We start from the raw sequence: 18,616 nt of genomic DNA, 5'->3' as shown, positions 1-18,616 counted from the left end.
CTCTTTATGGTTTCAGTGTATAACAATTTACACTAAATTGCGTTAACCAATTATCACAATGGTTATTCACCACGATGAGTTAACACTGCATCCACCAAGCCGTATTCTACTGCTTGATCTGCTGACATGAAGTTATCACGATCCGTATCGCGCTCAATCACTTCAAGTGGTTGGCCTGTATGTTCAGCCAATAAGGTATTGAGTTTATTCTTAATGCTAAGAATTTCTTGAGCATGAATTTGAATATCAGATGCTTGCCCTTGGAAGCCACCTAATGGTTGGTGAATCATTACGCGAGAATTTGGTAAAACATAACGTTTACCTGGCGCGCCACCAGCGAGCAAAAAAGCCCCCATCGAACAAGCTTGCCCAATACATAAAGTACTCACATTCGGCTTGATAAACTGCATGGTGTCATAAATAGACATACCTGCAGTGACACTGCCACCCGGAGAGTTTATATATAGGAAAATATCTTTATCAGGATTTTCAGATTCTAAGAAAAGCAGTTGAGCCACGACAAGGTTTGCCATGTGATCTTCTACTTGACCGGTCAAAAAAATCACTCTGTCTTTTAATAGACGAGAATAGATGTCATATGAACGCTCACCACGAGATGTTTGTTCTACCACCATGGGTACGAGCGCATCAATTATTGGCGACATTGCATTTTTTTCTTGGTAGCTCATATAGTCTTGTGTCCCTAAAATAAATGGCCCGAATGATGGGCATCACACGGACCATTGTTAGCAGAAGTGTTGATGTTTCGTCAACCTTTCTACGTGACAACTTGCTTAAATCAAGCCGCTTCTGGATTCATTAGCTCATTGAAGCTAACCGTTTTTTCCGTCACTTTTGCTTTAGCAATGATCGCGTCAATCGCTTGCTCTTCAAGAGCCACGTTACGCATATTATTCATCATTTGCTCATTTTGTTGATAGTAAGCAATTACTTCTGATGGATCTTCATAAGCAGTCGCCATTTCATCAATGAGTGCTTTTACTTTATCTTCATCCGCTTTCAGTTCTTGCGTACGTATCACTTCACCCAATAGAAGGCCCACAACGACACGACGTTTGGCTTGCTCTTCAAATAGCTCACGAGGTAGCTGATTTGCAGCATCCATGTTTCCGCCAAAACGTTGAGCTGCTTGTTGACGCAATACATTGATTTCTTGATCAACCAGTGCAGAAGGGACAAGAATTTCATTCTCTTTCACTAAACCTTCAATCGCTTGCTCTTTTACTCGAGTTTTGATTGCTTGTTTAAGTTCACGCTCCATGTTTTTACGAACTTCTGCTTTCAAACCTTCAAGCCCGCCTTCAGCCACACCAAACTTAGCCACAAACTCATCGTTCATTTCTGGTAGTTCACGTGCTTCAACTTTGTTAATTTTGATTGCAAACTTCGCTGCTTTACCTTTTAGGTTTTCTGCGTGGTAATCTTCAGGGAAGTTAACGTCGATTTCAAATTCCATTCCTTTCGTTTTGCCAACGATACCGTCTTCAAAACCAGGAATCATACGACCAGCACCCATTTCTAGTGGGAAATTATCAGCTTTACCGCCTTCAAATTCTTCACCGTCGATAGAACCAACGAAATCGATAGAAACACGCGTACCTTCTGCCGCAGCTTCGTCAACTTCAACCCATGTTGCTTGTTGCTTGCGAAGCGTCTCTAGCATTTCAGCCACATCTGCATCCGTCACTTCTGCGGCTGGTTTTTCTACTGTGATATTTTCTAGACCTTTTAGCTCAACTTCTGGGTAAACTTCAAAAGTTGCGGTAAATACAAGGTCTTTATCCGCTTCATTTTCAACAGGAGCAAAGGTTGGCGCGCCAGCTGGGTTGATTTTCTCTTTCACGATCGCTTCGATAAAGTGACGCTGCATCACTTCACCCAATACATCTTGACGTACTGCTTTGCCGTACATCTTAGCAACCATCTTCATTGGCACTTTGCCTTTACGGAAACCATCGAAACGACGGTTCTTTGCGATGTTGCGTAGTTCCGCTGTCACCGCATCTTCGATGTTTGCAGCTGGAACAGTAATATTGAGACGGCGCTCTAGGCCTTCTAGCGTTTCAACAGTAACTTGCATTGTTTATAAACCTCAAAACTGGCTCAGTATTCCTGAGCATCATGAGCCAATACAGTGATTGGCTGCATCCTTGTGTTGTGCTCGATTGAACACTTAAATGATAAATATTGAGCATCGATATCTCAGCTGAATAAGCCTTAATATCGGACTAATAAGTGATATCTTTGCCGATTTGCGCCGAATAAAGGTATCTCTGATTAGTCTCAGGGCAAAAATTTAGACGTGACATTCTACCGATCTGGGCATTTCCTGTCGAGTTAAACCCAAAATCATAGCCAGTGAATCTGTCAAAACTTGCCTAAGTGCTAAAAAATTCATCAAACACTTAAAACCATGGGAGTTGAAATGGGGACAATAAAGGCTTTTTCAAGAGAATCGAGGCTTTTTTTTATCCAAATTCTTAAAAAGAGATCTTGCTCTTATTTTGTGGAACAGAGGCGCGGCCATTGAAACCTCCGCCCATCTACGAAGAACAGCTAATAGTGAGTGTTTTACCCCACTCTGGTGGTAATCTCGCATACTGTTCATATTCGGGTTGTTCATCAAAAGGGCGCTTCAATACCTGTGTAAGCGTTTCAATTTCACGATAGTTTCCCTGCTTGGCCTGCTCAATTGCATGATGTGCTAGATAATTACGCAAAATATATTTGGGGTTGACTTGCCTCATCGCCAAACAACGCTCATGACAAGTTATCGCCAGCCCTTGATCATTTTTTTCTTCTTGGCAACGAGCAAGATAACGGTCTAACCAAGTTCGTCCAGCTTGCCTATCCACAATTAAATCTAAAACCTCCTGTTCACTGGTCCAATCTAAGTGAGACAGTTGTCGAAAAAAACGCGTGTAGTCGACCCGATTCGAGGCTAATAACTGGAAAAGCTGTTCAAAGCATTCACTGTCTTGCGGGAGCTTCGTCTGCAAACCTAATTTCTGTCGCATCAAGGTACTAAAATAATCACGATATCGAACTTCATACTGATGAAGTGTATCTTCAATATCTTGGCGTTCAATCAACGGCGAGAGTGCATAGCCCAGCGCAGAGAGGTTCCATAATCCTATTCGTGGCTGTTGATCGAAGGCATAACGCCCTTGATAGTCAGAGTGATTGCAGATAAAACCCGGTTCATAGTCATCAAGAAAACCAAAAGGACCGTAGTCAAACGTTTGTCCAAGAATAGACATGTTGTCAGTATTCATTACGCCGTGTGCAAAGCCCACCGCTTGCCATTGAGCGATCATTTTAGCGGTTCTCTCAACAACCAGTTTAAACCATGCCAGATAAGGCTGTTCCTCTTGTTGGCAATCAGAAAAATGCCACTCAATCACCTTATCAGCCAATAAACGAAGTTTATCTATCTGTTGGGTATAAAAAAAGTGTTCAAAGTGACCGAAACGAATATGGCTTTGTGTTACTCGGACAAGTAATGCTCCTTGTTCAGGTTGTTCACGATAAACAGGAGTGTCGCTATTGATCATGGCAAGTGCTCGAGTTGTTGCAATACCAAGGCCAGCCATTGCTTCACTGCATAAATATTCTCGAATGGTGGAGCGTAATACAGCCCTTCCATCCCCCATTCGAGAAAAAGGCGTCAGCCCAGCCCCTTTCAGATGAAGATCGAATACCTCACCTGAAAGGCTTTCAATTTCAGCCAAAAGCACGCCGCGGCCATCACCTAAGTCTGGATTATAAATACCAAACTGATGACCGGCATATTTCATAGCAATTGGCTGAAATAGATCCGGTATTGACTGTCCAGAAAAGTTGGCCAATAACTCATCATGAGGAATGCTGGGGAGACACAATTGTTCGGCAAGCTCACGGTTCCACATGACCCAATGCGGATTTGCAACTGGCTGAGGATTGACACGACGATAAAAAACTTCAGGAAGGGAGCAGTAACGATGACTTAAATTCGTTGTTTGCCAAACAGACATGATCATTTCTCTTAATATCTGGAATTAATGGCAAACTATCAAATACCCGACCAAAACACTAGGTTTTACCTATGCTTTTTTAATGGCGAAACTCCATCACTTAGCTCCGCCACGTAAATAAAAAACGGAAGGGGTAACCCCCTTCCGTTATACTGGCTCACAAAGCCCATAAAATTAGAGCTAACACCTGCGGCGACAATATTCGTAAGCACATCACCAAAGGGTAAACCGTTGCATACGCTAATGCAGAGGCACCACTGGTTTCATGCAACCCATTAGCAAACGCCAAAGCCGGTGGATCCGTCATTGAACCGGCCAGCATCCCACATACGGTTAAGTAATTCAGGTGACCAAATAACCGAGCGAGAACCCCCACCGTAATCAATGGAATCGCGGTAATTAACGCACCATATCCCATCCAACTCACGCCATCACCTTGAATCAAGGTATCCACAAAGTGCCCCCCAGATTTAAGCCCTACAACCGAAAGGAAAAGCACAATACCAATTTCACGTAATGCTAAGTTAGCGCTTGGCGGCATGAACCAATACATCTTACCGATACTGCCAATACGGGCTAAAATCAGAGCAACAATGAGAGGACCACCCGCGAGCCCAAGCTTGATCGCAGCGGGAAAACCAGGCAAGTAAAAAGGTATCGACCCCAATAGTACGCCCAGACCAATACCAACAAAGACGGGCAACATTTGTACATGTTGTAATTTTTGGTGCGCATTCCCAACAATACCACTCACAGCTTCAATGGCTTCTTTGCGGCCCACCAAATTTAAAATATCCCCAAATTGCAAGGTTGATTGGCTAGAAGGGATAAGCTCTACCCCAGCCCTATTGAGCCGAGAGACCACTACGTCATACTTTTCTTTCAGATCCAAATCCCGCAGTTTTTTACCTAGCACAATTTCATTGGTCACGACTAAACGCTGGACGCGTAACTCGGTTCCGCGCGTAGACAGTGAAGCATCAACCTCTTCACCGATCACTAAGCGAGCTTTTTCTAATGCTTTCTTATCCCCCACGAGATGAAGGAAGTCATTTAGCTCAACCCGAGAGTCTGGCTTAGGAACATAAAGTTGCTCCCCTCGCTTTAAACGAGAACAGATGATATTTCCATCACTTAACGCGGGAATATCTTGTAAAAGCAACCCATTTAAATTGGGGTTTTTCACCGCAACATTTATTGTATTGAGGCTCTCTTTTTTATGCCCATTATGGATTTCAAACTCCTCGGCTTCTTGCTGAATATTAACTCGAAATAGCATGCGCAATAGCCACATCGTCAGTAAAATACCGCAAATTCCAAATGGATAAGCAATCGCATACCCCATCCCGGTTAAATCGAGCAGGTTCTCTTGCCCTCCCAGCTCTCCCAGTATTTGCTGCCCTGCACCTAATGAAGGCGTATTGGTTACAGCCCCGGAGAAAACGCCAAGAATGACAGGTAATGGCACATCAAATAAGTAGTAAAGTGCAATGGTAACTAAGCAACCCAATAGAACAATTAAAGCTGCAAAGCCGTTAAGTTTAAGACCGGATGACCTCAGTGAAGAGAAAAAACCTGGCCCCACTTGTATACCAATCGTATAAACAAACAGGATAAGACCAAATTCTTGAATAAAATGCAGGGTATTATAGTCGAGCTCGATTCCCCAAGCCGTCGTAAAGTGGCCAACTAAAATACCACCAAACAACACGCCGCCAATACCTAACCCAACACCATATATTCGCCAATTTCCAAGCCACAACCCCAGCACTGCTACCAGCGAAAGAATGCTGATAGATAGCGCAATGTCACTCATGATTCCTCTCCTAAATAGTAAAAATAAGACTTTGCAGGACAAGCGAGCTGAACAACAAGCAGGGGTAGGCGTAAGAACTGATAAGAGTGGTTAGTCTACAGCTGAAGGGTTCCAATCGAACGAGAATGCTATCTAAGCCGATTTGTCGTTGCCCTAAACTAAACACAGTAATACTGTAATTGTAAGGAAGTGTTAACTCTGGATAATCAGAAGTGTGCGTTTAAGCGAGTCTCAAGCTAAATCAATTCTTCAATCTACGATCTCACTGACACCATCGCGGAGTTTCATTGATATTTTTATCAACTTAAAATCCCCCCTCAAACTCCCAAGAGACCAGAGCGGCCATGACACAGGATAACTATCACTTATTGACCAAAGGAGCTGATGATGGCGTGTCCAAAAAACGTTCTATTTTATTGCGCTGAGTAATCCACTGATAACTTAGTGACAAAATACATACTTGATATAACCAAGAAAAATACATAGCGACATTAAAAAGCCAATCACCTTGTTCTGTTACATCCCACTGTGCCAGAAACGTGAATAATCCGGTAACGCTATACGGCAAAAGGCCAAGTAAAATAAACAACGGAATTTGGTAGGGTTTCGACAAATGCCACGCCACTTTCAGACCACGGGGTTCATGGTCAATCGCGACAGCTGGAATGACTAAACTCCAACGAGCGAATAACCAGCAACAGGGTAACGAAAAAAATAGATAGAGAATAACAATGGGGAATGAGGCAAGCCACGTCTCAAAAAAATAAACAAACACAAACACAGTGATCATAAGCAGGGAAAGCACCCCGGAACCCATCAGTACCCAGTAGCCAATCATTCTTAGCTCTCGTATTCCTGAAAAGGATGAATTCTCCGGTAAATCTAAGAGAATCTGTCTATGCAAGCGAACCGTAACCCAAGCCGTAATAGCCATGAGAAGCGTACTCCATAGAATGGTTTGTGGAACACTATATTCTTCTTTCGGCATAAAATAGTGAGCACTCAACGTCACCAACCAATAAGGCCACGATAATCGGAGAAACTGTCGCCACTGTTGTTTAAAGAGTTGAAGACTTCGGGATAACACATACAACACGGGCAACTGACATAACGGCATGATCATTCACTCTAAGCCTACTGGAAAGAATCATCGCAGTGATACATCGCCACGATGATCGTATTAGCAAACAATATGACCTAAATTGCTTATTTTTTCAGTGCCATTCTCGTGACTAAGCTCGAAATTATTATTCAATTTAATAACTTTTTTATAATAAAGAGCCAAATATATCCTTTACCCTCTTACCTTGCATCACTTCCCACTTACTTATCGTAATACTCAAGCTAACGTCTTCTTTGAACTTGATTCAAAAGGAAATATTGTCCAGTATGGATAAAAACAAGGAAGCATAGTTTATGAGTAATCCAGCACCACGCCTAACTCTGCGTGTCATTGAAAAGAGTGATTATCCTGAATTGGCAGCGTTAATGGACTTAGTGTTTCACGATGTCGGCGGCGCTTGGCCAAGAATGACCATTATGGATTTAATTCATCAGTTTCCAGATGGGCAAATCTGTATTGAGGATGATGGAAAAGTCATTGGAGCTGCACTGACCATCTAGGTCGATTACAACCGCTTTTCCCTTCCCCATGTTTATACTGACATTATCAATGAACAAAATGTTATTCAGCATAAAACCAATGGCGATGCCTTATATGGTTTGGATGTATTTGTTCACCCGGATTACCGAGGCTTACGATTAGGTCGTCGGCTCTATGCCGCTAGAAAAGAGTTATGCCGTAGTGATAACCTAAAAGCCATTTTAGCGGGTGGTCGGATACCCGGTTACGCTCAATATGCGGACGAAATGCCTGTAATGGACTATATCGAAAAGGTTAAACGACGCGAGCTACACGACCCTATTCTCTCTTTTCAACTGGCTAATGATTTTGATGTCAAACGTATCATGCGCCACTACCTGCCTGAAGACGATAACTCTCGAGGTTATGCCACTTTACTAGAGTGGGATAACTTCTTTTATGAAGAAGATATTCAATCTATTCATGATGTCGAAAAAACCTTAGTCCGCATTGGTATCGTTCAGTGGCAAATGCGGGCGGTGCTCAGCGTAGAAGATTTATTGGATCAAGCTGAATTTTTTGTCGATTCACTTTCAAAATATCAAGCAGATTTTGCTCTCTTCCCTGAATTCTTTAATGCACCATTGATGGGATTAAAACGGGAACAAAATAGTGTGGAAGCCATTCGCTTTCTGGCTTCCTTCAGCGAGCAAATAAAAACGCATTTCTCGAAACTGGCCGTCACTTACAACATCAATATTATTGCGGGTAGCATGCCAGTGTTAGAAGATGGCCAATTATATAATGTCGCCTATTTACTCCACCGTGATGGCTCAATTGACGAACAATACAAAATTCATATCACCCCACATGAAAAACGAGATTGGGTTATTGATGGTGGTAATCACGTCCAAGTATTTGAGACGGATGCTGGTCGAGTAGGCATTTTAATTTGTTATGACAGCGAATTTCCAGAACTCGGGCGCATGCTAGCAGAACAAGGCGTACAAATTATCTTTGTTCCTTTCTGGACCGATACGAAAAACGGTTATCAGCGTGTTCGCCTTTGCGCGCAGGCTAGAGCGATTGAAAACGAGTGCTATGTTGCCATTGGAGGCAGTGTCGGTAATTTACCGCGAGTTGATAATGTGGATATCCAATACGCTCAGTCAGCGGTTTTCTCTCCATCGGATGTTTTCTTCCCACACGATGCGACGATTACTGAAGCCAGCCCAAATACAGAGATGATTATCTTTGCTGATGTGGATCTTGATAAGCTAAAACAGTTGAACACTGAAGGGTCAGTCACTAATTTGCGCCATCGTCGGATGGATCTCTATGGTGGGTTCACCCATCCGAAGAAGTAGCATACGGCTTCGTTCCAGTGTAACCCATAAGTTATGCTGGAACATTTATTCATTTGTTAAAAAAATGATAACAAAATCACCCTATTTACTCATCAATATCGATAGAATAATTGTTCTAAAAACGTCAGGAAGATCTTTTTATGGAACCATTACTCAACGATTTCCCCGTCATTACTGAAATTTCCGTCGCTTGGGGAGAAATGGATGCCCTTCAGCATGTTAACAATGTGATCTATTTTCGCTACTTTGAAACCGCTAGAATTGATTACTTCAAACACATCGCCTTAATGGAAGAAACACAAACCAGTGGGATAGGCCCAGTACTGAGTGAAACCCAATGTCGCTATAAAATTCCCATTACCTTTCCTGATACTTTATTGATTGGTTCTAAAGTCGTGGATATTCAGGCTGACCGATTCACCATGGAGTATCAGATCGTAAGTAAAAAAATAGGGAAAGTCTCCACTACAGGTTCAGCAACCATCGTCATGTTCAACTTTGTCAGCGGGCAAAAAGCGGCTTTACCCGCCCCCCTCATTCAAACCATCCAACAAATGGAGAAAAGTGAAACACGGGGATGGTAAGAATGAAAACAAGAGGCATAAGAGCCTCTTGCCTAAGCCTCGCTCAACGCTTATTGTGCAAAGAAATTATCGTTGATGGATCAATTGCATGAATAGCGCATTACTTGGCTTATTTATCCCTACTTTTTTCTTTGTGTCGATTACACCAGGGATGTGTATGACGTTAGCGTTAACGCTTGGAATGAGTATTGGCTACCGACGAACCCTATGGATGATGATTGGTGAATTGATTGGCGTCGCGGTTGTGGCTATCTCAGCCGTGGTCGGAATTGCAGCCATCATGTTGAACTATCCATGGATTTTTACCCTGTTTAAACTAGTTGGTGCAGGTTATTTACTCTATCTGGGCATCCAAATGTGGCGTTCAAAAGGCAAACTCGCCCTGAGTTCAGTTGACCACTCTTCCATAACAAACCATCGTCGTACCCTATTGATGCAAGGTTTCATCACGGCGATCGCTAACCCGAAAGGCTGGGCATTTATGATTGCTCTATTACCCCCTTTTATCGATCAATCTCACCGCTTAGCCCCACAACTCACCCTTCTTGTCTCTATCATCATGGTTTCTGAGTTTGTCTCTATGTCTCTCTATGCAATGGGAGGAAAAGGCCTAAAACAGGCACTAGGGCAAGCAGATAATTTGCGGTTACTGAATCGTATCGCTGGCACAATGATGATAGGTGTTTCTATCTGGCTACTATTCAGCTAACCGATATCTTCACTACCCCCTCTTAACCACACCATTTTTAACAATAGCGCGGTGCGGCTAAGTTCTGCTACTGTTCTCGTTCTCAACCGATTTTCGCATCCATTATCCCTAATATTACGTTTATACTCATACACTTAGTGACAACTCACACATTTATTAACGAACACAACATAAGAATGCTATCAACAATGGCACATTTATAAAATTAGATTACTCTTATATAGATACACCAATATGTTTCATAAGATCACACTTTTATAACATCGCAGTCGGCAACGCTATTTCCTTCAGGATACTTCTATGCGAAAAAATCTACCGGTTACAGACAAAGAAAAAACCTTTGGTAAAGACACAAAACTGATTTCCGTCACGGATACTCACGGAACCATCTTGGAATGTAATGACGCTTTCGTCAAAATCAGTGGTTTTCAAAAAGAGGAACTCATTGGTCAACCTCACAATATTGTTCGTCATCCTGATATGCCTTCCCAAGCATTTAAAGTTATGTGGGAACACCTTAAAACGGGGCAACCTTGGATGGGGTTAGTGAAAAATCGCTGCAAAAATGGCGACTTCTACTGGGTGGATGCTTATGTCACACCGATTACCCAAGACAATAAAGTGATTGGCTATGAATCTGTTCGCTCTTGCCCAGATAAAAAAGCCGTTGCCCGAGCAGAAAAGTTTTATCAAAGAATCCGTTCTGGGAAATTACCAAGAAAACCTTTACCGATTGGGTTAGAAAATCTCTTTTTAATTTTTGTTTTGGTACTCTCTGGTATTGGGTATGCCATGGGATACTCTGAATTGTCTGAAAGCTTATTACTTGCTGGGGTAATTATCTTTGGGGTTTGGGTTTCTTATGTTAGGAAGCAAACACTCCGTTCACTCAGCGATATGCTCAAATCCGCCTTCTACCACCCACTCGCCATGTACACTTATGCCGACGATAGAGGTGAACTGGGAAAAATTAAAGTGTCTCTCTATAGCCAAGCTGCGCATTTAAGCACCATCATTGCCAGAATAGAAAATGCCGCTGTCAATGTGTCGACGGAAGCAAAACGAGGGCAATCATTAACGCAAACGGCTAAAAAAGAAATGGCTCGGCAGCAAAAAGAGACCGAAACGGTTGCAACCGCCATGCATGAAATGAGTACCTCGATCCATGATGTATCAGAACACGTCAATAATGCCGCCGATCAAGCGGAAGTGGCCAATAAACTGACTCAAAACGGTGTCACCACCTCAAACACAACACGTGATGCGATCGAAAAACTGAAACAAACGGTTCAGCAGATCGGGCAATCCGTACAAAGTGTTTCCGATCAAACCAATAAAATTGCTCACGTAGCACAAATTATTGAAAACATTGCTGAACAAACAAACCTACTCGCGTTAAATGCCGCAATCGAAGCGGCAAGAGCAGGGGAACAAGGTCGAGGCTTTGCCGTAGTAGCCGATGAAGTTCGAGTATTAGCGACACGAACTCAACAATCCACACAAGATATCCATACCATCATTTCAGAGCTTACGCAACGAGCCCAACAAGCCGTCAAAGTATCACAGACAGGCGTTTCCGATGCAGAAGAAGGACTTACCTATGTGTTAGAAAGTGGTGAAGTCTTAAAAGGAATTTCTCAAGCCGTTGAACATATTGCCGCTATGTCTTCACAAATTGCTACTGCTGTAGAGCAGCAAGCACATGTCGCGGAAGATGTGAATCAACAAATTGTCAATATTTCTACGCTTGCTACCTCCACGCTGAAAGGATCAAATGAACTCAGTGACTGTATTGATGATGTCCATAAAGTATCGGATGATTTACATGAACTTGTGGTCCGATTTAAACGTTAACATATTCATATAAAATCAACCATTCACCATGCTATTCAATGTATTACATAAGGCTTCCTGGCAAATTGGAAGCCTCTTTCTTTCAGTATAATGATAAAACTGCGCTTACATCTGTTTGTAACAAGTAGGAAAAGAGGCAGTCATTGATATTCATTGTATGTCTATTTTCTATTCAGAAAGAGAAAACCTTTGTTTTCCTCGGTTGTTATTGACAGCCCAAAGCAGGATAATACCCAGATCAGAATTGAAGACGACTCGCATTATGACCGAATATTTTTTGCTATTAATCGGTACGGTATTGGTTAATAACTTTGTACTGGTAAAGTTTCTCGGCTTATGCCCCTTCATGGGGGTATCCAAAAAACTCGAAACCGCGATAGGAATGGGGTTTGCAACCACCTTTGTACTTACACTGGCTTCCGTGTGTGCATACCTGGTCGAAAGTTACATTCTTCGCCCGCTTGGCATTGAATATTTAAGGACCATGAGCTTTATTTTAGTGATTGCTGTCGTTGTGCAATTTACTGAAATGGTCGTACATAAAACCAGCCCAACCTTGTATCGCTTGTTGGGTATTTTCTTACCTTTGATCACAACAAATTGCGCGGTACTCGGTGTCGCCCTACTAAATATTAATGAAAATCATAACTTCATCCAATCTATCATTTACGGCTTCGGGGCTGCTGTCGGATTTTCGTTGGTTCTTATTCTTTTTGCCTCCATGCGTGAACGCATTCAAGTCGCAGATGTTCCCGCCCCATTTAAAGGCGCATCAATTGCTATGATTACAGCAGGGCTAATGTCTCTTGCCTTTATGGGCTTTACCGGATTGGTGAAATAGTAATGAGTACATTATTGATCGCCGTTCTTGCGTTAGCGGCATTAGCCGCGATTTTTGGTGCCATTTTGGGCTTTGCCTCGATTCGCTTTAAAGTCGAAGGTGACCCGATCGTGGATCAAATTGATGCTATTTTGCCACAAACTCAATGTGGTCAATGTGGTTATCCAGGTTGCCGTCCCTATGCCGAAGCTATCGCAAATGGCGATGCGATTAACAAATGCCCGCCCGGTGGACAAGCAACGATTGAAAAACTTGCAGATTTAATGGGTGTTGAAGTTCAAGAATCGGCGCACGATCTCGATAACAAAGTTAAAACTGTCGCCTTTATTCACGAAGATATGTGTATTGGCTGCACAAAATGTATTCAAGCCTGTCCTGTCGACGCCATCGTCGGAGGCACAAAAGCAGTCCATACCGTGATAAAAGACGAGTGTACAGGCTGTGATTTATGCGTTGCCCCTTGCCCAACCGATTGTATCGAGATGATCCCTGTGGAAACGACTCCAGATACTTGGAAGTGGCAAATGAATGCAATTCCTGTTGTTAACATCACTGAATCTGCGTCTGATACGCAAAGAAGCGCACATTAAGGGTGGGTATGTTGTCATTAATTGAACAGATCCAAGCGGGTCAACTTTGGGATTTTCCCGGTGGTATTCACCCACCAGAAAATAAACAACAATCCAATCATGCGGCAATGCTCCCCGCCCTCATTCCTGAAGAACTGATACTGCCCATTAAGCAGCATATTGGTAAGGCGGGAGATCTATTAGTCGATGTTGGTCAATCCGTCTTAAAAGGGCAAGCGCTAACTCAGTACAGCAGTACTTTTATGTTACCGATTCACGCCCCCACGTCTGGCACAATTATCGCTATTGAACCCAGGACGACGGCGCACCCCTCAGGGTTGGCTGAAACGAGCATTATTCTCAAACCGGATGGACAAGATCACTGGATAACACGCCATCCCATAAGTGATTATACTCAGCACACACCTGAGCAACTCATCGAAGTTATCCGCCAAGCAGGGATAGCTGGCATGGGGGGGGCGGGATTTCCGACCGCAAAAAAAATTCAATCCGGCCTATCTCGTACCGAAATATTGATCATTAATGCGGCTGAATGTGAACCCTATATCACTGCTGATGATCGGCTTATGTGTGAACATGCCGAAGAAATCATCCAAGGCATTAGTATTGTCGAGCATATTTTAAAACCGAAGTTGACCATTATCGGTATTGAAGATAATAAACCGGAAGCAATTCAAGCCCTTGAGCAAGCAGCAAAGCTGAAGGATCTGATCATCCGAGTGATCCCCACTAAATACCCTTCAGGTGGTGAAAAACAGTTAATCAAAATTCTTACCAATCTTGAAGTTCCCAATAGTGGCATTCCAGCAGAAATCGGGGTAATGGTACAGAATGTCGGCTCTATGTATGCCATAAAACGCGCAGTCATCAATGATGAGCCCTTAATCCAGCGAGTCGTCACTTTAACGGGCAACACATTTACCCAACCCCGAAATATTTGGGCTTTACTCGGTACACCCGTTCAAACGCTTCTCAATACGTTCGATTATCAAGCAGACAGAAAATTTCCGCGTTTGATCATGGGTGGCCCAATGATGGGCTTTACCCTCCCCCACGCTAACGTACCGATCACCAAAACCACTAACTGTATTTTGGCTCCGACACGAAAAGAGATCGCCCCGCAACAAGCTGAAATGGCCTGTATCCGTTGTGGCCAATGTGCTGATGCTTGTCCTGCATCGCTGTTACCACAACAGTTACTCTGGCACGCGAAAGCACAAGAATATGAAAAATGTGAAGAGCTGAATCTCAAAGACTGCATCGAATGTGGCGCTTGTGCCTATGTCTGCCCAAGCGACATTCCATTGGTTCACTATTATCGCCAAGCCAAGGCCGAAATTCGCACTCGTAAACGAGAAGCTGAGGCTGCCGAACGAGCGAAACAGCGTTTTGAAGAGAAAAAAACGCGGATGGAACGCGACAAAGCTGAGCGAGAAAATCGCTTCAAAAAAGCCGCAGAAGATCGTCGAAAAGAGATGCAAAAAAGTGGTGGTGAAGATGCCATTGCCGCCGCCATTACTCGGGTTAACGCTCAAAAACAGCCTCAAGAAACCAAAGATAATACCACTAAGCCCGCCGTAGCAGCGGCTATTGCCCGAGCCAAAGCTAAGCAAGCCAAGGCATTGCAAACCGGGGCCCAAGAACCAGATAATGCTGAAATGGTTAAACTTCGTGAAGAGCGAAAACAACTGGCTAGACAGCGTAAAGCCGAACAGCAATCAGCAAAAACTCAGGTTGACCAAACGACAGAGACAGAAGTCGATCCCAAAAAAGCAGCCGTTGCTGCTGCCATTGCTCGCGCTAAAGCCCGTAAAGCGGAACAGCTGCCCACTGAAACTCAGGCTGAACCAACGACAGAGACGGAAGTTGATCCCAAAAAAGCAGCCGTCGCCGCTGCCATTGCTCGCGCTAAAGCCCGTAAAGCGGAACAACTGCCCACTGAAACTCAGGCTGAACCAACGACAGAGACGAAAGTCGACCCCAAAAAAGCAGCCGTCGCCGCTGCCATTGCTCGCGCTAAAGCCCGTAAAGCGGAACAGCTGCCCACTGAAACTCAGGCTGAACCAACGACAGAGACGGAAGTCGACCCCAAAAAAGCAGCCGTCGCTGCTGCCATTGCTCGCGCTAAAGCCCGTAAAGCACAACAAACCAATAACCAACAAGATAACGCTGAGGAGAACAAATAGTGGCCTTTTTTATTGCCAGCTCCCCACATGCGCATAATAAACGCAGTACAACCGATCTAATGAAGTGGGTGGCGATTTGCGCTTTACCAGGCCTGTTTACCCAGACCTATTTTTTCGGATGGGGGACCTTTATTCAATTACTATTAGCCGTCGGTCTCGCGGTAACACTAGAAGTTGCCGTGATGTGGCTACGCAAACGCTCTCCATCCTCGGCCATTCGTGATTACAGCGCCTTAGTGACGGCATGGCTACTCGCTATTGCCATTCCTCCACTCTCCCCTTGGTGGTTGATCGCTATCGGTATTTTATTTGCAATTTTAATCGCCAAACAGCTGTATGGGGGGCTTGGGCAGAACCCCTTCAACCCCGCAATGATTGCTTATGTCGTTTTGCTTATCTCTTTCCCTGTGCAAATGACCAGTTGGATTGCACCGAATCAATTAGCTCCCGATCCAGTTTCTTTTGTCGATTCTTGGTCACTGATTATGAGCGGGTTTAATCAAGATGGGCTATCACTGCAACAAATCAGAACAGGTATTGATGGTATGACGATGGCAACCCCATTGGATGCTTTTAAAACCTCTATTCATGCTGGACACACGGTAACTGAATCATTGCAGCAACCACAATTTAGTCGCTTAGCTGGCATTGGCTGGGAATGGGTTAACCTCACCTATCTTATTGGAGGGTTAGCTCTGATTAAATTGCGCGTTATCCACTGGCATATCCCAACCGCTTTCCTTACTGGGCTTATCACATCAAGTGTGCTGGCCATGTTACTATCGCCAGATACCACCGCTTCTCCTATCATGCATTTGCTTTCAGGAGCAACCATGCTGGGGGCATTCTTTATTGCGACCGACCCCGTGACCGCATCCACGACCAACAAAGGGCGTCTGGTGTATGGCTTTTTCATCGGTTGCATGGTGTTTATCATCCGAAGCTGGGGAGGTTTCCCTGATGGGGTCGCTTTTGCCGTTCTACTTGCCAATATGTGTGTACCATTGATTGATTACTACACCAAGCCCCGTACATACGGGCACTAAGGGAAAACTATGTTGACTGCTATACGTAAAAATGGGCTAATTCTTGCTATCTTTGCTTGTGCATCGACGGGAGTGGTAGCCTTAACTCAATACTTAACCGCTGACCAAATACAGGCTCAAGAAACGGCTCAGTTATTATCCGTATTAAATCAAGTGGTTCCTCCTCATTTGCACGATAACGAGTTATCTCAGACCTGTACGCTCGTCAGTGATCCCTTACTTGGTACAAACCAAACCATGCATGTTTATCAAGCCAGTTTGAAGGAAGAACCGACAGCCCTAGCCATTGAAGCCATTGCCCCCGATGGCTATAACGGTGCCATCAAACTTATCATTGGTATTGATAATGAAGGCACTGTCATTGGTACACGTGTTCTATCTCACCAAGAAACCCCCGGATTAGGGGATAAAATTGACCTACGAATCAGTAATTGGATCCTAAACTTTACTGGACGGCAAGTGACCAATGAAAATCAACAGCAGTGGCAAGTACGCAAAGACGGTGGACAGTTTGACCAATTTACCGGTGCAACGATCACTCCACGAGCCGTCGTAAAAGCGGTTAAACAAACAGTGAATTACGTTAACCTGCACCGCCATGAAATCCTGCAACAGCCACTCAACTGTGAAGGTGAAACCAATGAGTGATCATAAAGCGTTGATAAAAAACGGCCTTTGGGATAACAACCCAGCATTAGTTCAACTACTTGGCCTATGCCCATTATTAGCCGTGTCTTCGACCATTACCAACGCTCTAGGCCTTGGACTGGCCACTTTATTTGTCTTAGTCGGCTCAAATGTGACCGTTTCTCTGGTTCGTGACTATGTCCCAAAAGAGGTTCGTATACCTATCTTTGTGATGATAATTGCCGCCTTGGTCACCTGTGTTCAGCTCTTGATGAATGCTTATGCTTATGGTTTATACCTCTCGCTAGGGATCTTCATCCCATTAATCGTCACCAACTGCATCATCATTGGCCGAGCAGAAGCTTTTGCCTCCAAAAATGATGTACTGCCCGCTGCACAAGATGGGTTTTGGATGGGGCTAGGTATGACCTCGGTGCTCGTTGTTCTCGGTTCACTGCGCGAAATCATCGGCAATGGTACGCTTTTTGACGGCGCTGATCTGCTACTTGGAAACTGGGCAACAGTACTACGTATCGAAGTATTCCATTTAGACAACAGTTTTCTACTCGCGCTGCTTCCTCCCGGCGCATTTATTGGGGTCGGGTTTCTTATTGCCACGAAAAACATCATTGATAAGCAACTCACACAGCGTCAACCTAAGCAAGAAAAACCAACCATTGAACGTGCGCGAGTCACCAATGTATAAGTGTCTAAGATAAACAGGAAGCCAGGACCCATGAATAATGCGAAACGAGTGGAAATTCTTCAGCGGCTAAGGGAAAACAACCCCACCCCACAAACGGAATTAAACTGGAACAGCCCTTTTGAATTATTAATTGCCGTCTTACTTTCTGCCCAAGCGACCGATGTTAGTGTCAATAAAGCAACCGATAGACTGTATGCTGTCGCTAATACACCCCAAGCTCTTTGGGATTTAGGTGTAGAAGGAGTAAAGGCATACATTAAAACCATCGGTTTATTTAACTCAAAGGCTGAAAACGTCATCAAAACATGCCGTATTCTGCTAGATAAATATCAAGGCAACGTTCCAGAAGATCGTGAAGCACTCGAATCATTGCCTGGCGTCGGACGCAAAACCGCGAATGTGGTATTAAATACCGCTTTTGGCTGGCCGACGATTGCCGTCGATACGCATATCTTCCGGGTATCAAACCGAACCAAATTTGCAGTAGGGAAAAATGTGGATGAAGTAGAACAAAAACTACTCAAAGTCGTCCCTAAAGAGTTTAAAATCGATGTCCACCACTGGTTAATTCTTCATGGTCGCTACACTTGCATCGCACGAAAACCGCGCTGTGGTAGCTGTATCATCGAAGATTTATGTGAATATAAAGAGAAAGTTTACCCCGAAAGCTAGGA

At 43.9% G+C, this 18,616-nt stretch carries 15 protein-coding genes and 2 pseudogenes; 11 read left to right on the top strand and 6 right to left on the bottom strand.

The window, feature by feature from the left end:
• Positions 1-62 precede the first annotated feature (62 nt).
• The 6 genes and pseudogenes from clpP to EXA13_RS00390 all read right to left on the bottom strand — a co-directional run bounded on the left by clpP (position 63) and on the right by EXA13_RS00390 (position 6,973).
• On the bottom strand, positions 63-689 hold the full coding sequence (clpP, locus tag EXA13_RS00410; RefSeq protein WP_238131363.1) for an ATP-dependent Clp endopeptidase proteolytic subunit ClpP: 627 nt from the start codon (positions 687-689) through the stop codon (positions 63-65).
• A 110-nt stretch (positions 690-799) separates the two neighbouring features.
• Complete coding sequence (gene tig, locus EXA13_RS00405) at positions 800-2,101, bottom strand: trigger factor (protein WP_238131362.1); 1,302 nt, start codon at positions 2,099-2,101, stop codon at positions 800-802.
• A 317-nt stretch (positions 2,102-2,418) separates the two neighbouring features.
• Positions 2,419-2,520, bottom strand: a pseudogene (locus EXA13_RS16940) (TolB protein); the annotation flags it as partial.
• A 44-nt stretch (positions 2,521-2,564) separates the two neighbouring features.
• A complete protein-coding gene (locus EXA13_RS00400; protein WP_238131361.1) occupies positions 2,565-4,034 on the bottom strand; it encodes a protein adenylyltransferase SelO in 1,470 nt (489 codons plus the stop codon).
• Positions 4,035-4,191: 157 nt separating this feature from the next.
• Positions 4,192-5,850: a putative transporter gene (locus tag EXA13_RS00395; protein WP_238131360.1), complete on the bottom strand. Its 1,659-nt coding sequence runs from the start codon at positions 5,848-5,850 to the stop codon at positions 4,192-4,194.
• A gap of 361 nt (positions 5,851-6,211) precedes the next feature.
• Positions 6,212-6,973: a hypothetical protein gene (locus EXA13_RS00390; RefSeq protein WP_238131359.1), complete on the bottom strand. Its 762-nt coding sequence runs from the start codon at positions 6,971-6,973 to the stop codon at positions 6,212-6,214.
• A gap of 293 nt (positions 6,974-7,266) precedes the next feature.
• Between EXA13_RS00390 and EXA13_RS00385 the strand changes: the two are divergent.
• The 11 genes and pseudogenes from EXA13_RS00385 (at position 7,267) to nth (ending at position 18,614) form a co-directional block, all read left to right on the top strand.
• A pseudogene (locus tag EXA13_RS00385) lies at positions 7,267-8,799 on the top strand (GNAT family N-acetyltransferase).
• 140 nt (positions 8,800-8,939) lie between these two features.
• A complete protein-coding gene (locus EXA13_RS00380) occupies positions 8,940-9,383 on the top strand; it encodes an acyl-CoA thioesterase (protein WP_238131358.1) in 444 nt (147 codons plus the stop codon).
• A gap of 88 nt (positions 9,384-9,471) precedes the next feature.
• Positions 9,472-10,092: a LysE family translocator gene (locus EXA13_RS00375; protein WP_238131357.1), complete on the top strand. Its 621-nt coding sequence runs from the start codon at positions 9,472-9,474 to the stop codon at positions 10,090-10,092.
• 300 nt (positions 10,093-10,392) lie between these two features.
• Positions 10,393-11,946, top strand: a complete 1,554-nt coding sequence (locus EXA13_RS00370; RefSeq protein ID WP_238131356.1) for a methyl-accepting chemotaxis protein — start codon at positions 10,393-10,395, stop codon at positions 11,944-11,946.
• A gap of 262 nt (positions 11,947-12,208) precedes the next feature.
• Positions 12,209-12,787, top strand: coding sequence for an electron transport complex subunit RsxA (gene rsxA, locus EXA13_RS00365; protein WP_238131355.1), 579 nt, complete (start codon positions 12,209-12,211; stop codon positions 12,785-12,787).
• 2 nt (positions 12,788-12,789) lie between these two features.
• A complete protein-coding gene (rsxB, locus tag EXA13_RS00360; RefSeq protein ID WP_238131354.1) occupies positions 12,790-13,377 on the top strand; it encodes an electron transport complex subunit RsxB in 588 nt (195 codons plus the stop codon).
• Positions 13,378-13,385: 8 nt separating this feature from the next.
• Complete coding sequence (rsxC, locus tag EXA13_RS00355) at positions 13,386-15,563, top strand: electron transport complex subunit RsxC (RefSeq protein WP_238131353.1); 2,178 nt, start codon at positions 13,386-13,388, stop codon at positions 15,561-15,563.
• Positions 15,563-16,609 carry an electron transport complex subunit RsxD gene (gene rsxD / locus EXA13_RS00350; RefSeq protein WP_238131352.1) on the top strand — a complete coding sequence of 349 codons (1,047 nt, stop codon included), beginning with the start codon at positions 15,563-15,565 and terminating at the stop codon, positions 16,607-16,609. Before rsxC ends, rsxD begins: the two co-directional genes overlap by 1 nt.
• A 9-nt stretch (positions 16,610-16,618) precedes the next feature.
• On the top strand, positions 16,619-17,257 hold the full coding sequence (rsxG, locus tag EXA13_RS00345) for an electron transport complex subunit RsxG (protein ID WP_238131351.1): 639 nt from the start codon (positions 16,619-16,621) through the stop codon (positions 17,255-17,257).
• Positions 17,250-17,942, top strand: coding sequence for an electron transport complex subunit E (locus EXA13_RS00340; RefSeq protein WP_238131350.1), 693 nt, complete (start codon positions 17,250-17,252; stop codon positions 17,940-17,942). Before rsxG ends, EXA13_RS00340 begins: the two co-directional genes overlap by 8 nt.
• 30 nt (positions 17,943-17,972) lie before the next feature.
• Positions 17,973-18,614, top strand: a complete 642-nt coding sequence (gene nth / locus EXA13_RS00335; protein ID WP_238131349.1) for an endonuclease III — start codon at positions 17,973-17,975, stop codon at positions 18,612-18,614.
• Positions 18,615-18,616: the final 2 nt, after the last annotated feature.

It is taken from the genome of Vibrio cincinnatiensis (assembly GCF_022113815.1).
GTDB classification, from domain to species: domain Bacteria; phylum Pseudomonadota; class Gammaproteobacteria; order Enterobacterales; family Vibrionaceae; genus Vibrio; species Vibrio cincinnatiensis_A.
This window is presented reverse-complemented; position numbering and strand designations above follow the sequence as displayed.

Bases quoted from the DNA above. Each gene is read 5' to 3' on its own strand.
- rsxB (WP_238131354.1), top strand. From the start codon at position 12,790: ATGAGTACATTATTGATCGCCGTTCTTGCGTTAGCGGCATTAGCCGCG.
- clpP (WP_238131363.1), bottom strand. From the start codon at position 689: ATGAGCTACCAAGAAAAAAATGCAATGTCGCCAATAATTGATGCGCTC.
- rsxC (WP_238131353.1), top strand. From the start codon at position 13,386: ATGTTGTCATTAATTGAACAGATCCAAGCGGGTCAACTTTGGGATTTT.
- EXA13_RS00370 (WP_238131356.1), top strand. From the start codon at position 10,393: ATGCGAAAAAATCTACCGGTTACAGACAAAGAAAAAACCTTTGGTAAA.
- EXA13_RS00400 (WP_238131361.1), bottom strand. From the start codon at position 4,034: ATGTCTGTTTGGCAAACAACGAATTTAAGTCATCGTTACTGCTCCCTT.
- EXA13_RS00340 (WP_238131350.1), top strand. From the start codon at position 17,250: ATGAGTGATCATAAAGCGTTGATAAAAAACGGCCTTTGGGATAACAAC.
- rsxG (WP_238131351.1), top strand. From the start codon at position 16,619: ATGTTGACTGCTATACGTAAAAATGGGCTAATTCTTGCTATCTTTGCT.
- EXA13_RS00390 (WP_238131359.1), bottom strand. From the start codon at position 6,973: ATGATCATGCCGTTATGTCAGTTGCCCGTGTTGTATGTGTTATCCCGA.
- EXA13_RS00380 (WP_238131358.1), top strand. From the start codon at position 8,940: ATGGAACCATTACTCAACGATTTCCCCGTCATTACTGAAATTTCCGTC.
- EXA13_RS00375 (WP_238131357.1), top strand. From the start codon at position 9,472: ATGAATAGCGCATTACTTGGCTTATTTATCCCTACTTTTTTCTTTGTG.
- EXA13_RS00395 (WP_238131360.1), bottom strand. From the start codon at position 5,850: ATGAGTGACATTGCGCTATCTATCAGCATTCTTTCGCTGGTAGCAGTG.
- nth (WP_238131349.1), top strand. From the start codon at position 17,973: ATGAATAATGCGAAACGAGTGGAAATTCTTCAGCGGCTAAGGGAAAAC.
- tig (WP_238131362.1), bottom strand. From the start codon at position 2,101: ATGCAAGTTACTGTTGAAACGCTAGAAGGCCTAGAGCGCCGTCTCAAT.
- rsxA (WP_238131355.1), top strand. From the start codon at position 12,209: ATGACCGAATATTTTTTGCTATTAATCGGTACGGTATTGGTTAATAAC.